Here is a 14,468-nt window from a genome sequence, read left to right on the forward strand (position 1 = left end):
CGTCAGTTCTTGGACAAATACTCATCCAGATTGGCCGGCGTTACCAGCTTGAACGGGATGTAGACCTTGGTGTCCACCTTCTCGCCCTTGGCGATCTTCAGCGCCGCGTCGACCGCGCCCTTGCCCTGGCCGGCCGCATCCTGGAACACGGTGACCTTGAGGTCGCCGGCCTTCATGGAGGCGAGCGCGTCCTGCGTGGCGTCGACGCCGCCGATGATCTCCTTGGTCGTGTCCTTGCCGGCGGCCTTGAGCGCCTGGATCGCGCCGATGGCCATCTCGTCGTTGTTGGACACGACGGCGTCGAACTGCACGCCGGCCGACAGCCAGTTGGTCATCAGGTCGGAGGCCTGGGTGCGCTGCCAGTTGGCGGTCTGCTCCTCCACGATCTTCATGAAGGAGCAGTCCGGCGTGGCGATCACGTCGTGAACGTCCTGGGTGCGCTGGCGCGCCGCCTGGTTGGACAGTTCGCCCATCATGACGACGATGTTGGCCTGCGTCTTGCCCGCTTCCTTGAGCAGCCGGCAGACCTCCTTCGTTTCCAGCGTTCCGGATTCGCGCTCGTCGGAGGCCACGAAGGCCTGCTTGGCCGGAAGCTCGTTCACGTTCACCGGCTCGCGGTTGACGTAGACGAGAGGGATGCCGGCATCGGCGGCGATCTTCGACAGGGCGACGGTGGCGTCCGTGTCGACCGGGTTGACGATGATGGCGTCGACGCCGCTGGCGATGAAGTTCTGCACCTGGCTCTGCTGCTTGGCCACGTCGTTCTGCGCGTCCTCCACCTGCAGGTTCACGCCGTCGAGCGTCTTGGCGTATTCGATCATGCCATTGCGCAGCACGGTGAGGAAATTGTCGTCGAAAAGCGCCATCGACACGCCGACATTGGCCGCGAAGGCGGAGCCGGTCATCAGCGCCGACAAGGCTGCGCCCAAAAGCAGTTTCTTCATGTCACGTCTCCTCCACATTCGGTGTCCGGCAGCACCCTTGTTCCCGGAATCCCCCGTAGCCCGGAGGAATTTCTCCCTTTCCTGCGCCCGCATGGCCACGACCGGCGGACGGAGCGTGTTGCGGAACGTAAAAACCAACATGTACCTTTATTGAAATATTTATTCCATTTTTGGGACGAACGTCAAGCTGGATTCCGGCGAGCCCGGGCGGCCGGTGCCGGTGCCGGCGAAGGCGGTTTGGGTAAACGCGCCTGGGTCGCTTCCAACCGAACCTTTACCATGCGGCCGGTTCCGCCCTCGCGAGTCCGCGGGGCGCGTGCTATCGTGCTGCGTTCTTCAAGCACAAGCAGCCCTTCCGACTTCATCGTGCCGGTGACCCAAAAGGAGTCTACTGCGATGGCGGGCCTGAATCCGATTGTGATCGAAAACCAGAAGACGGGGAATCCCCAGAGCGAATGGGACCTCGACGGGCCGTCGTCCAGCACCATCCAGGGCTTCGCCACGAGCATCAGCGCCAATCAGGGCGCGACGGTTTCCTTCAAGATCAACACCGATTCCGCCAATTACCGGATCGACATCTACCGCCTCGGCTACTACGCCGGCCTCGGCGCGCGCCTAGTCGCGACGCTGCAGCAGAACACGGCCTCCGTGCAGCCGGCGCCCGTGGGCGATCCGGCGATCGGCCTGGTGGACGCCGGCAACTGGTCGGTCACGGCGACTTGGCCGGTGCCGTCGGACGCGGTTTCCGGCGTCTACATCGCAAAGCTCGTGCGGCAGGACGCAACCGCCGGCGCCAGCCACATTCCATTCATCGTGCGCGGTGACGGCGTGCCGCGCGACGTCGTCTTCCAGACCTCCGACACGACCTGGCATGCCTATAATGGCTGGGGGGGCGCCAGCCTCTATGGCGGCAACGCCACGGCAAGCCCGGACGGCCGCGCCTACAAGGTCAGCTACAACCGGCCTTTCGTGACCCGCGACGGCATCGGCACCTATGCCGGCCCCCAGGACTTCGTGTTCAGCGGCGAATATGCGGCGATCCGCTGGCTGGAGCGCAACGGCTTCGACGTCGCCTACATCGCCGGGGTCGATACCGGGCCGGGCGGGCATCCGCTCACCGACTACAAGGTCTTCATGTCGGTCGGCCACGACGAATACTGGTCCGGAGACCAGCGCGCCAATGTGGAGGCCGCGCGCGACGCCGGCGTGCATCTGATCTTCATCAGCGGAAACGAGGTCTACTGGAAGACGCGCTGGGAAGCCGACGCGGCCGGCGCCCCGAACAGGACGCTCGTGACCTACAAGGAGACACACGCAGTCGCCAAGATCGACCCGTCCAGCCAATGGACGGGCACATGGCGCGACCCGAGCTTCAGTCCGCCATCCGACGGCGGGCGCCCGGAGAACGCGCTCACCGGCACCATATTCCAGGTGGATTCCTTCCGGGCCGACACGATCACCGTTCCTTACGGTCCGTCGCTGCTGAGGCCCTGGCGCAACACGGCCGTGGCCTCCATCCAGCCCGGCCAGGTGGCCTCCCTGGCGCAGGGCATGCTGGGTTACGAATGGGACGAATCGCCGGACAACGGCTTCCGGCCGGCCGCCCTGGTGCATCTGTCCGAAACCACCCTGGAGGTCGACACCTATCTCATCGACTACGGCAACACGGTCGGATCGGCCGAAGCCACCCACCGGCTTTCACTCTACCGTGCGCCCAGCGGCGCGCTGGTCTTCGGCGCCGGCACCGTGTTCTGGTCGTTCGGGCTGGACACCGTCCACGACTATGCGAATGACGGGCCTGTCGTCCCGACGCCGGAAGACCCGAACGTCCAGCAGTTCATGGTCAACCTGTTCGCCGACATGGGCGTGCAGCCGCAGACGCTGCAGGCCAATCTGGTGACGGCCTCGCCGCCCTCGGACCTGACGCCGCCGGTATGCACCATCACCGCGCCGACGGCGGGCGCCAGCCTCGTCCAGCAGCAGCAGGTGACGGTGAGCGGCACGGCCGCGGACGCCGCAGGGCTGGTCGCGCTGGTCGAGGTCTCCACCGACGGCGGCGCGACCTGGCAGCCCGCGACCGGCACGACGGCCTGGACCTTCACCTGGCAGCCGCTGCTTCCCGGCAGCTACACCATCCTGGCCCGCGCCGTCGACGACAGCATGAATGTCGAGACGCCCGGCACGGGCGTGGCCGTCACCGTCACGCCCGCCGCGACGGTCAGCCTGTTCACGTTGCGCGACGCGCCCTTCACCTATTCAAGCGACGACGGCAACGCGATCGAACTGGGGCTTCGGTTCAAGGCGACCACGGGCGGCAGCGTCAGCGCGATCCGGTTCTACAAGAACCCGAACAATGTCGGCACGCATGTCGGCCACCTGTGGGATGCGGCCGGAACCCTGCTGGGCACCGCCAGTTTTTCCGGCGAGACGGCCAGCGGCTGGCAACAGGCCAGCCTCGCGTCCCCCGTGACGCTGACCGCGGGCCAGAGCTACGTCGTTTCCTATTCCAGCAACGGCTTCTTTTCGGCCGACTACAATTATTTCTATAGCCAGCGCAGCATCGGCTCCCTTGTCGCCCCGTCCGGTCCGAGCGCCGGCAACGGCGTGTTCGTCTATGGCCCGGCCGGCAATTTCCCGACGAGTTCGTTCCTCAATTCCGGCTATTGGGTCAACGTCGTGTTCAACAGGGCGGGCGGCGCGGGAAACCTTCCGCCCACCGCCAGCGATATAGGCGGGTTCGAGACCACCGCGAACACGCCGCTGGCCATCCCGGCAACGGCGCTTCTGGCCGGCGGCAGCGACCCCAACGGCTACAGCCTTTCGGTGAGCGGCGTATCCAGCCCGTCGCACGGCACGGTGGCCTACGACGCCGGAACCCTCACCGCGACATTCACGCCGGCAACGGACTATGTCGGCGATGCCTCCTTCGTCTATTCGCTCAGCAACGGCCATGGCGGCACGGCTTCGGCGAATGCCGGGCTGGTCGTCATTCCGAGCGGGCAGACCACGGTGAGCCTGTTCAGCCCGTCCGACGTTCCGGCAACCGTCACGGTCGACGACAATGTCGCGGTGGAACTGGGCGTCCAGTTCGAATCCTCCGTCGACGGGCAGTTGACCGGCATCCTCTTCTACAAGGGGCCGCAGAACACCGGCACCCATGTCGCCAATCTGTGGAGCAGCACGGGAACGCTGCTGGCCAGCGCCACCTTCAGCGGCGAAACGGCCAGCGGCTGGCAACTGGCGACCTTGCAGCAGGCGGTCGCCATCAGTGCCGGCAGCGTCTATGTCGCCTCCTACCATGCGCCCGCGGGCTACTACTCGGCCACCGCCGGCTATTTCGCCACCAGCCACACCAGCGGGGTGCTGACGGCGCCCGCGACCGGCCCTGCCGGCGGCAACGGCCTCTACGCCTACGGCACGTCCAGCAGCTTTCCCGTCAACAGCTACAACGCCACCAACTACTGGGTCGATGTCGTTTTCGTGCCGGCCGGCCAGAGCACCTACAGCCTGTTCAGCCTCGGCGACGTGCCGGCCACGGTGACCGAGGACGATTCGAACGCCGTGGAGCTCGGCGTCAAGTTCCAGAGCAGCAGCGATGCGCAGGTCCTCGGCATCCGCTTCTACAAGGGACCGCAGAACACCGGCACCCATGTCGCCAATCTGTGGAGCAGCGCGGGAACGCTGCTGGCCAGCGCCACCTTCACCGGCGAGACCGCGAGCGGCTGGCAGACGGTGACCTTCGCGAGCCCCGTGGCGATATCGGCGAACACGGTCTACGTGGCCTCCTACCACACCGGCACCGGCTACTATTCCGCCGATCCCGGATATTTCGCCACCGCCCATGCCAGCGGCATATTGCTGGCGCCCGACAGCGCGAGCGCCGGCGGAAACGGGGTCTACAGCTACGGCGCCGGCGGCTTCCCGACAAATACTTTCAACGAATGCAACTACTGGGTCGACGTGATCGTCTCGGACCAGGGCACGGCCTGATCCCGGCGGCAGGGCAGGTCTCCCTCGCCTGCCGCCGGCTTCACAGCAGCGCGTCGGAAATTTCCCGGCAGGCCGCCGCCAGCCTGTCGCGAATGGCCTCGAATTCCTGTTCGCGGCCGAGCTTCTGCAGGCAGGGCATGACGATGCTGGCAATCCCGTGGCCTGATTTGTCGAGGACCGGTGCGCAGATGTCGGTGACGCCGATGAAATGATGGCTCGCGGAGATGAGGGAGCCCGCGTCGACGATGCGGTCCAGCAGTCCGTCCAGTTCCGTGCGCGACGGCTTGTCGGCCACCAGCGTCAGGCTTTCCTCGATCATCGCGCGCCGGCGCTCCGGGGTCTGAAAGGCGATGATGGTCAGGCCCGAGGCGGCATCGGTGGCGGGCCGGCTGTAGCCGAGCTGGAGCGAAAAGTTGAACTCGGCGCGCGCCGCGGCATTGGCGATCACGACCGTCTCGCCCCGATTGATGACCACCAGATGGGCTGCGTATCCGACAGTGCCGGCCAGACGTTCCATCGCCGGCAGCGCCACCTCGACCAGGGTGCGCGAGCGCGGCGTGCGCATGCCCAGCTCGAACAGGCGGTTGCTCAGCGCGAGCTGGTCGGTGGCGCCGTCGCGGTGGAGATAGCCGCGCTCGACCAGCACGTAGACCATGCGGAATATCTCGTTCTTCGAGCGGCCCAGCCGCTCGCCGATCTGGCGGGCGGACATCGGCTCGGCTTCCGAGGCCAGAAGCTCAAGGATGTCCAGCCCCTTTTCCAGCGCTGGCGCCGTATAGCCCGCCCGCTCCTCGCCTGTGGAATCTCCGGCCATTGCGCGATCTCTCTCAAAAGTTTCATTAGTAGCACTTGACTTCATATACAAAACTCCTGCCTAATGGCAACCGCCGTCGAGAGCCGCACCTTCGGCACGGGGAAGCATAGCGGCAAGGCGCTGCGGGCAGCAGGCCAAGGGAGGACGATCATGGACGAAACTGTAAAGACTTTCCTGGATGCCAGGCTCAATGCCGATGTCAGTCGCCGCCGCTTCATTCAGGGCGCGGCCGGGCTGGCGGCGGTCACGGTTCTGGGCTTGCCCGAGATTGCGGCGGCCGAGGGCGGCAAGCTTGGCGGCGAGCTGAATTTCCTCGGCTGGGACGGCGAGAACGGCGCCAATGTCGCAAAGCCGTTTCTGGAATCCAACAAGATCAGGATGAACGCCTCGTTCCAGTCCGCGGCGGACGAGGCTTTGACCCGCTTCAACACCGGCGGACGGGGCGCGATGGACATCCTGACCCCGAACAAGGATTTCCAGACGGCGATCCTGAAGTCGGAGACCGAACTTTTCCAGCCTCTCGATCTTGCCCGCATTCCCACGGCCGCCGGCCTTTTCCCGGCGTTCAAGGACGCTCCGTGGCTGGTGAAAGACGGAAAGACCTATGGCATCCCTATCATCTGGGGCGACGAGCCATGCGTCTACAACCCGGCGAAATGGGATGCGATGCCGCAGAGATATACCGATTTCGCCGATCCGAAATACAAGGGCCAGCTCGTGCTGCTCGACGATCCGTTCGGCAATATCTGGCTGTGGGCCAAGTCGCTGGACATGCCCGAGCCGAACCGCCTGACCGCCGACCAGCTCCAGAAGGTGCTGGAAGCGATGTTGAAGGCCAAGCCCAACGTGGTGACGATCGGCGCCTCGCATGGCGACATGGCCGACGTGCTGGTGCGCGGGGATGCTTCGATCGGCATCGGCGGCTGGGCCTATCAGGTGCTGATCGCCAAGGAGAAGGGCGTCGAACTGACAGTGGGCTCGCCCACGGTCGACGGCACCTTCTTCTGGTCGGACTCCTACGCCATTGCCGTGGATGCGCCCAATCTCGACAACGCCTATGCCTATATCGACTTCATGACCAAACCCGAATCCAACGCCGCGCTGGCCACCGAACTGGCGTCGGGCTGCACTGTGGAAGCCGCCTTCGATCTGATGAAGGAGGACATCCGCGGCATGTTCCCTTACGAGAACGTTCGCCAGCCGGGCGGCGGCATCCTGGGCACGCAGATCGTGGTGCCGCCGCAGGATGCCGACGGCGAGGTGGTCGGCGCCGCCGCCTGGGTCGAAGCCTGGCAGACCTTCAAGGTTTCCTGAACGCGCCAAAGCCCGGACCGTCGCGCGACGCAGCCGTGCGGCCACGGTCCGGGCCCCATCCTTCCTTTCCCAATCAGATCGCGGCAATGCCTGATCCCGTGACAGCCTCATCGCAGCAAGCCCGGCGCATCCTCGCCCCCATGCTTCCGGCCGGCACGTTCTATGCGGTATTCTTTGCCGCCCCGATGGTGTGTCTGTTCGTGCTGTCGTTCTGGACCACCAAGGGCTTCGAGCTGATCCCCGGCTTCACGCTCGCGAACTATGTGAAGATCTTCACCTCGCCGCTGCATCAGGCGTTGATGCGCCGCACTGTCGGCGTGGCCTTCGTCACCACCGCCATCGTCGTGCCGGTCGCCTTCGCGCTGGCCTATTGCATGCGCTTCGTCTTCGAGCGCCGGGGGCAGTTCATCCTGCAGGTCGTGCTTCTGTCGCTCTTCAGCGGCTATCTGGTGCGCATCTATGCCTGGCGCACCATCCTGGGCAAGCAGGGCCTGCTGAACTCCACGCTGGAATGGACAGGGTTGATCGACGCGCCGCTGGAGTTCCTCATCTACAGCAACATCGCCGTGGTCATCACGCTGGGCGGGCTGCTGCTGCCGCTGGCGGTGCTGCCGCTCTGTTCGGCGATGCTCAATGTCTCGCGCGACTATCTGGAGGCCTCCCGCGACCTCGGCGCCGGCCGCCTGCATGTGCTGCGCACCGTGCTTTTGCCCATGGTGCTGCCCGGCCTGCGCACCGCCTTCGCCTTCTCCTTCCTGCTGGCGGCGGGAGACTTCGTCACGCCCACGCTGGTGGGCGGCTCGCAGAGCCTTCTCATCGGCAACGTCATCGCCGACCAGTTCCGCGGCATCGGCTCCAACTGGCCGCTCGGCGCGGCCATGGCCTTCGTCGTGGTGTCGGTGATGTTGCTGTCCTACCTGGCCGTGATGCGCATCATCAAATGGGTGACCCGGTGGTGAAGTTGTCGCGCGGCCTGCCGTTTCTCTTTCTCGCGCTGGTGCTGGTCTATCTCTATGCGCCCGTGGTGGTGATCGTGCTGTTTTCCTTCACCACCTCGCCGCGGCTCAGCATGCCGATCGATGGGCTGACGCTCGATTGGTACGCAAACGCGCTGTCCAATCCGCTGATGTCGGCGGCGCTCGCCAACAGTCTCACCCTCGCCGCGGTCTCGGCCGTGCTCTGCGGCATCGTGGGGGCGGCGTTCGCCTTCGGCCTCGTGGCGCTGAAGCGGCCGGGGCTGCGCGCCGCGCTGCTCGGGGCCAGCCTGCTGCCGGCCATCGTGCCGCTGCTGGTCATCGGCATCTCGCTTGCCGTGTTCTTCCGCGCGCTGGGATTTCCGCAAGGCATGCTCAACGCGGCCATCGGACACATACTGGTCAGCCTGCCCTTCGTCGTGCTGACGATGAACGCGCGGCTGGAAACCTTCGATTTCAGCACGCTGGAGGCCGCGCGCGACCTCGGCGCGACGCCGCTTCGGGCCTTCCGCGACGTGACCCTGCCGCTTATCCGGCCCTCGATCATCGGCGCGGCGCTGCTGGCGGCGGCGCTGTCGCTCGATGAGTTCGTGGTCACCTGGTTTAACATCGGCAACCAGCTCAGCGTGCCGGTGCTGGTCTGGGGCCTGATGCGCCGCGGCGTCGACCCCTCCATCAACGCCATCGCCACGATCCTGCTGACCGCGCTGGTCTGCCTCGTGGTCGCCTCCAACCTGCTCAACCGGAAGAAGACATCGTGACCTTGCCTGCCGTCGACATCGTTGGTGTGCGAAAGCGGTTCGGCGCGCTGACGGCGCTGGACAGTATCGATTTCCGTATTGGCGACGGCGAGTTCGTGTCGCTGCTTGGCGCCAGCGGCTGCGGGAAGTCGACGCTGCTGCGCATCATCGCCGGCTTCGAGCAGGCCAGTTCCGGAACGGTGCGCATCTATGGCGACGACGTCACCGGCCGGCCGCCGGAAAGGCGTCCGACCAATCTGGTCTTCCAGCGCGGGGCGCTGTTTCCGCATATGAACGTGCGGGAGAATATCGGCTACAGCCTCAGGCTGCGGCGTTGGGAACCCGCACGCATCAGGGCCCGGGTCGACGAGATGCTGGCGCTGGTGCGCCTGGAAGGGCTTGGCGAGCGTGAGCCCTCGCAGCTCAGCGGCGGCCAGGCACAGCGCGTCGCGCTCGCCCGTGCGCTGGCGGGGGAACCGCGCGTGCTGTTGCTGGACGAGCCGCTGTCGGCGCTGGACCTGAAGCTGCGCCAGCAGATGCAGCTCGAATTGCGCGCGATCCAGAAGCGGCTCGGCGCCACCTTCGTGTTCGTGACCCATGACCAGACCGAGGCGCTGGTCATGTCCGACCGCATCGCCATCATGAACGGCGGACGCATCGTCCAGTACGGCACGCCGCGCGAGATCTATCGCCGGCCGAACTCCGTGTTCGTGTCCGATTTCGTCGGGGCCACGAACCTGCTCGACGGCGAGATCGCCGGCGTCGAGCCGGGCCGGGTGGTGCTGGCCGCCGCCTCCGGCCGGTATGCGGCGCCGCATCCGGGCCTGGCGCTGTCGGCCGGCGACCGGGCGTCTCTGTCGGTGCGCCCGGAGGCCATCCGCCTGCATCGCGGCGGCGAGGCCCTGCCCGAAGGGCGCGGCGCGTCGGGCACGGTGAGCGAGATCATCTACCTGGGCAGCAGCGTGCGCGTGGGCACGCGCATTGCCGGCGGCACGCTGATCTGGGCGGACCTGCGCGACGAGGAGGCCGAAGGCCTTTGCGCGGGAGACGCCGTGGGGCTGATGTGGGCCGAAAGCGCGGCCGCGATCGTGAAGGAGAACGCACAATGACGGCACAGCGCGAAAAGGCCAGCCTCCTGATCCGAAACGGCTATGTCATCACCATGGACGACGCCGGCACGATCTTTGCCACCGGCGCCGTTGCGGTAGGCGCCGACGGAGGCATCCTGGCCGTCGGCGACGACGGCGCCATCGCGGCGCGCTACGAGGCGGCCCGCATCATCGATGCGGAGGGCGCGCCGGTGCATCCCGGCTTCGTCGAATGCCATATCCATGCCTCCTACCACCTGTTCCGCGGCGCCCTGCCGGATCAACTGGTGGAAAGCGAGTCCTTCGACAGCTTCGAGAGCCGCTTCTACAACACCGTGACCGACGAAGACGAATATCTCTCGGTGCTGCTTGCCTGCATGGAGATGGTGCGCAACGGCACCACCTGCTTCATGGAGGCAGGCACGGTGCTGACGCCGGAGATGGCCGCGCGGGCTGCGCGCGAGGTGGGCGTGCGCGCCATCCTGGGCGACGCCTTCATCTGGGACCAGCCGCAGGGCTTCGCGCAAGGCAAAATGGATCAGGAGGGCTGCGCGACCTGCGCCGCGCAGGCGCGCGCCCATGCCGAACTGGCGCGGGCGCCGAAGAACCGGGCCGAGGCGCTGGCCACGCTGGGAACGCAGCTCGAGCGCAATGCCGATCCCGACGCGCTCGTCACGGGACATGTCGCGGTGCTCGGCCTGGGCACCGCCAGCGAAGAGCTCATGATGGAGGCCAAGGCGCGCGCCGACGCGGCATCCGTCACGCTCAACATCCACCAGTCCTACAGCCCTGCCGACACCGATGCCGACCGCAGGCGTTTCGGCAAGGATCCGCTCGTCCATCTGCATGAGACGGGCTTCCTCGGCCGCAACGTCACCTTCGGCCATGCCAATCATCTGACCGATGCCGAGTGCGAGGCTCTGCTGGACCGCGGCGCGTCCATCGCCTGGGCGCCGGCCGCCTCGATGATGTGGGGTCACGGCAGTTCCCTGCATGGCCGCCATGCGGAGTTGTGGCGGCGCGGCGCCAACATCGCGCTCGGCTCGGATTCGCCCAACTGGTCGAACGATTTCGACCTTTGGCGGCAGGCCAGCCTCGCCGTGATGGCGGCGCGGGACGTCCACATGGACCGGACCTATCTGATCGCGGAGGACGGCATCCATATGGCCACGCGCGCCGGCGCGCGGGCCGTGGGGATGGAAGGCCGCATAGGTTCGCTGGAGCCGGGCAAGCGAGCCGATATCGTCGTCCACACGCTCGACCGTCCCGAAATGGTGCCCAGCACCAACATGATCCGCAACCTGTTCTACGCCTCGCGCTCCAAGTCGGTGCACACGGTGGTCATCGACGGGCGCGTCGTGCTGGAGGCCGGCCGTTTCACTGCGCTGGACGAGCGCGCCATCTATGCGGAGCTGCGCAAGGCGTCGGCGGCGCTGTTCAGGCGCATGGGCCACACCGTCGAACCCAACGCGGTGGCGCGTGCGCCCCGGCTCCGCTGAGCCAAGCGGGAAGGATCATCATGCCTGTACCTGTCACCATCGAGCTGCATCCATCCTTGTTCGGCGAGGCCCGGCGCACCGTTGCCGAAAGCGGGCGGCTGCGCGTGGCGGCGTACCGCTATCGCTCCGGGGTCGCCGCGCTTGCCGTGGAGAACGGCGCAGGCGCCGCAATCCTGCTGCCTTTCCAGGGCCAGCAAATCTGGGACGCGCATTTCCTCGGGCGCTCCCTCACCATGCGTTCGATGTTCGACGAGCCGCGCCCGACGCGCGACTATCTGGCGAACTACGGTGCGTTCTTCATTCATTGCGGCGGCACCTCGATGGGCAATCCCGGCCCGGCCGACATGCATCCGTTGCACGGCGAACTGCCCAACCTGCCCTATGACGGGGCGCAACTGGCCTTCGGCGAAGACGAGACCGGCGCCTACGTGGAACTGACCGGCACGGCGCGCGACACCTTGGCCTTCCATCACGATTTCACCGTCCGGCCACGGCTGCGCCTACGCGAGGGGGCGACCGCGTTCGAGGCAGCGGTCGAGGTGGTGAACCGGGCCGGCAGGCCGATGCCTTTCCTCTACCTCGCCCATGTCAATTTCCGGCCCGCGGACGGTGGCGCGCTTGTCGACGCCGTGCGCGACGACCGGGCCGATATCGCCGTGCGGCCGGCCGTGCCCGACGCGCAGGAGAGCGAAGCCGTGCGCGCCTATCACCGCGCCGTGGCGCAGGATCCCTCCTCGCACCGCCGCCTCGCAGCCGGCGTGCCCGTGCAGCCCGAACTGGTGCTGACCATGAAGGCGGCCAGCGGCGCCGACGGCTGGACGCATGCCTTGCACCGGCACCCCGACGGTACCGCCGATTTCGTCAGCCACCGCCCCGATGAATTGCCTTATGCGGTGCGCTGGCTCACGCGCGGCCCGGATCAGGACGCGCTGGGGCTGGTTCTGCCGGCCACCGCGCCGCCCGACGGCCTCGCCGCCGCGACGGCGAACGGCCAGCTTGTCTGGATCGCGCCCGGCGGCAGCTGGCGGGCCGAAATGCGTTTCGGCGCGCTGGAGGCCGCCGCCGCGCGAAGCCTCGAAGACACCATCATTTCAATTCGCGACCGCTGAGACGGGTGGCCGAACATGACGGATACCATGCCAGACGATTTGAGCTCTCTTGCCGGCAATGCCTTCACCGACATCGATTTCGACGGAAAGGGCCGCCAGCTCGGCTTCATCAATGTTCCCCATTCGCCGCACAGCGATGCCTGGGGGGTCACGCAGGTGCCCATCTGCGTCATCGCCAACGGAACCGGGCCCACCGTGGTGATCGAGGGCGGCAACCACGGCGACGAATATGAAGGGCCGATCGTCATCGGCGAGCTTGCGCGCGAACTCGACCCCGGCGCCATCCAGGGTCGCCTGATCCTGATGCCGGCCAACAACGTGCACGCGGTGCGTGCCGCCACGCGCACCTCTCCGGTGGACGGGCTGAACTTCAATCGCGTCTGGCCTGGCGACGCGATGGGCTCGATCACCGAGCAGATCGCCGCCTACATGACGCATCGCATCTTCCCGATGGCCGACGCCTTTCTCGACCTGCATTCAGGCGGGTCGTCGCTGGACATATTGCCCAGCGCCATCATCGAGCCGTCGAACGATGCCGACCTGCACCGCCGCAACATAGCCGCCGTGCAGGCCTTCGATGCGCCCTATACGGTGGTGATCTCCAACCTGGGCGACCAGCGCACCGCGACCGCCACGGCCTGTCGGGCGGGGCTCGTCACCGTGGGCACGGAGATGCGCGGCTGCGGCACGGTTTCGCTCGATGCGCTGGCCATCTGCCGGCAGGGCGTGCGCAACGTGCTCAGGCATCTCGGGGTGATGGAGGGCAAGGCGCCGCCGGCACGTGCCGACAGCCCGATCCTGGAGCTGCGCGGTCCTCCGGCCTATGTCTATGCGTCGGCGGACGGCATCTTCGAGCCCTTCCATTCCAACGGAGAACAGGTATCGGCCGGCCAGCCGGCGGGCCGCATCCACCGCATCTGGGATGTTTCGGCAGAACCGGTCATGTTGCATTATGGAGTGGACGGCATCGTCTACAGCCGCCGGCATCCGGGGCGCGTCATGCCGGGAAACTGCTGCCTGGTGGTTGCGACCCCCTATGGAGGACGACTGTGATCGACATCGCCGACATCGAAGCCGCGCGCGAGCGCATCGCGCCTTATGTGCGGCGCACGCCCGTCATGGAGGCATGTCTCGCCCGCGAGGCCCTGCCCGTCTCCGCCAGCGTGACCTTCAAGCTCGAACTGCTGCAGGTCACCGGATCCTTCAAGGCCCGGGGAGCGATGAACCGGCTGCTTGGTGCCCCGGGAGGCCTGGGCGCGGCCGGCATCGTGACGGCGTCGGGCGGCAATCACGGCCTGGCCGTGGCGCGCACGGCCAAGGTCGCCGGAGTGCCGGCAGCCGTCTTCGTGCCCGAGACCGTCTCGCCAGCCAAGGTCGCCAAGATGCGGTCATGGGACGCGGACGTGCATATCGCCGGCGCGGAATGGTCGGCCTCGAACGACGCCGCGCTGGCGTATGTGCAGGAAACGGGAGCCACCTATTTCCATCCCTTCGCCGATCCGCTCGTGGTCGCCGGCCAGGGCACGCTGGGGCTGGAACTGCTCGAGCAGATCGACGATCTCGACACCGTCGTAGTCGCCGTGGGCGGCGGCGGGCTCGTCTCGGGGCTGTCGACGGCGGTCAGGGCGCGGCGGCCGGACGTTCGGGTCGTGGCCGTGGAGCCGGTCGGTTCGCCCACGCTCAAGGCCAGCCTGCAGGCCGGCGAGGTCGTCACGCTCGCGGAGGTGACCAGCAAAGTGGCGACCATGTCCTGCCGGCGCACCGACGAACGTCTGTTCGAGATCGTGCGCGGAAACGTCGCCGAAATCGTGCTGGTCTCGGACGAGGAGATGCTGGCGGCCGCGCAATGGCTGTGGTTCGAGTTCGGCATCGCCGCGGACCTGTCGGGTGCGGCATCGGTCGCCGCGCTGCGCAGCGGCCACCCGGCCTTTGCCGAAAGCCGCAGGATCTGCGCGGTGGTCTGCGGCGCCGGCACGGAAGGGGCCTCGGCGTGAAG

Annotated in this window: 11 protein-coding genes; 9 read left to right on the forward strand and 2 right to left on the reverse strand. The window is 66.9% G+C overall.

Annotated features, from left to right (window positions below; translation table 11 throughout):
• Positions 1-2: 2 nt before the first annotated feature.
• Complete coding sequence (locus ACTDI4_RS00375) at positions 3-944, reverse strand: sugar ABC transporter substrate-binding protein (RefSeq protein ID WP_442839234.1); 942 nt, start codon at positions 942-944, stop codon at positions 3-5.
• Between the two features lie 396 nt (positions 945-1,340).
• On the opposite strand from ACTDI4_RS00375, the gene ACTDI4_RS00380 reads away from it, so the two are divergent.
• A complete protein-coding gene (locus ACTDI4_RS00380; protein WP_442839235.1) occupies positions 1,341-4,934 on the forward strand; it encodes a DUF4082 domain-containing protein in 3,594 nt (1,197 codons plus the stop codon).
• A 40-nt stretch (positions 4,935-4,974) separates the two neighbouring features.
• On the opposite strand, the gene ACTDI4_RS00385 is transcribed toward ACTDI4_RS00380, so the two are convergent.
• Complete coding sequence (locus ACTDI4_RS00385) at positions 4,975-5,748, reverse strand: IclR family transcriptional regulator (protein ID WP_442839236.1); 774 nt, start codon at positions 5,746-5,748, stop codon at positions 4,975-4,977.
• Positions 5,749-5,898: 150 nt separating this feature from the next.
• Between ACTDI4_RS00385 and ACTDI4_RS00390 the strand changes: the two genes are divergently transcribed.
• The 8 genes from ACTDI4_RS00390 (at position 5,899) to ACTDI4_RS00425 (ending at position 14,466) form a co-directional block, all read left to right on the forward strand.
• Positions 5,899-7,062 (forward strand): ABC transporter substrate-binding protein, encoded by a 1,164-nt coding sequence (locus ACTDI4_RS00390; RefSeq protein WP_442839237.1) that lies wholly within the window; start codon positions 5,899-5,901, stop codon positions 7,060-7,062.
• Between the two features lie 98 nt (positions 7,063-7,160).
• On the forward strand, positions 7,161-8,021 hold the full coding sequence (locus ACTDI4_RS00395; RefSeq protein ID WP_442839238.1) for an ABC transporter permease: 861 nt from the start codon (positions 7,161-7,163) through the stop codon (positions 8,019-8,021).
• Complete coding sequence (locus ACTDI4_RS00400; protein WP_442839239.1) at positions 8,018-8,797, forward strand: ABC transporter permease; 780 nt, start codon at positions 8,018-8,020, stop codon at positions 8,795-8,797. Before ACTDI4_RS00395 ends, ACTDI4_RS00400 begins: the two co-directional genes overlap by 4 nt.
• Positions 8,794-9,885 (forward strand): ABC transporter ATP-binding protein, encoded by a 1,092-nt coding sequence (locus tag ACTDI4_RS00405; RefSeq protein ID WP_442839240.1) that lies wholly within the window; start codon positions 8,794-8,796, stop codon positions 9,883-9,885. Before ACTDI4_RS00400 ends, ACTDI4_RS00405 begins: the two co-directional genes overlap by 4 nt.
• Entirely contained in the window at positions 9,882-11,363 is a 1,482-nt protein-coding gene (locus tag ACTDI4_RS00410) for an amidohydrolase family protein (protein ID WP_442839241.1), read from the forward strand. Before ACTDI4_RS00405 ends, ACTDI4_RS00410 begins: the two co-directional genes overlap by 4 nt.
• Positions 11,364-11,383: 20 nt before the next feature.
• On the forward strand, positions 11,384-12,472 hold the full coding sequence (locus ACTDI4_RS00415; protein WP_442839242.1) for a DUF4432 family protein: 1,089 nt from the start codon (positions 11,384-11,386) through the stop codon (positions 12,470-12,472).
• Positions 12,473-12,499: 27 nt separating this feature from the next.
• Positions 12,500-13,525, forward strand: a complete 1,026-nt coding sequence (locus ACTDI4_RS00420) for a succinylglutamate desuccinylase/aspartoacylase family protein (RefSeq protein WP_442839243.1) — start codon at positions 12,500-12,502, stop codon at positions 13,523-13,525.
• Positions 13,522-14,466: a threonine ammonia-lyase gene (locus tag ACTDI4_RS00425; RefSeq protein WP_442839244.1), complete on the forward strand. Its 945-nt coding sequence runs from the start codon at positions 13,522-13,524 to the stop codon at positions 14,464-14,466. The genes ACTDI4_RS00420 and ACTDI4_RS00425 overlap by 4 nt, the downstream gene beginning before the upstream one ends.
• Positions 14,467-14,468 lie beyond the last annotated feature (2 nt).

The organism is Mesorhizobium sp. PUT5 (assembly GCF_052216645.1).
In the GTDB taxonomy this organism is placed as follows: domain Bacteria; phylum Pseudomonadota; class Alphaproteobacteria; order Rhizobiales; family Rhizobiaceae; genus Mesorhizobium.

Bases quoted from the DNA above. Each gene is read 5' to 3' on its own strand.
- ACTDI4_RS00375 (WP_442839234.1), bottom strand. From the start codon at position 944: ATGAAGAAACTGCTTTTGGGCGCAGCCTTGTCGGCGCTGATGACCGGC.
- ACTDI4_RS00380 (WP_442839235.1), top strand. From the start codon at position 1,341: ATGGCGGGCCTGAATCCGATTGTGATCGAAAACCAGAAGACGGGGAAT.
- ACTDI4_RS00385 (WP_442839236.1), bottom strand. From the start codon at position 5,748: ATGGCCGGAGATTCCACAGGCGAGGAGCGGGCGGGCTATACGGCGCCA.
- ACTDI4_RS00390 (WP_442839237.1), top strand. From the start codon at position 5,899: ATGGACGAAACTGTAAAGACTTTCCTGGATGCCAGGCTCAATGCCGAT.
- ACTDI4_RS00410 (WP_442839241.1), top strand. From the start codon at position 9,882: ATGACGGCACAGCGCGAAAAGGCCAGCCTCCTGATCCGAAACGGCTAT.
- ACTDI4_RS00415 (WP_442839242.1), top strand. From the start codon at position 11,384: ATGCCTGTACCTGTCACCATCGAGCTGCATCCATCCTTGTTCGGCGAG.
- ACTDI4_RS00420 (WP_442839243.1), top strand. From the start codon at position 12,500: ATGCCAGACGATTTGAGCTCTCTTGCCGGCAATGCCTTCACCGACATC.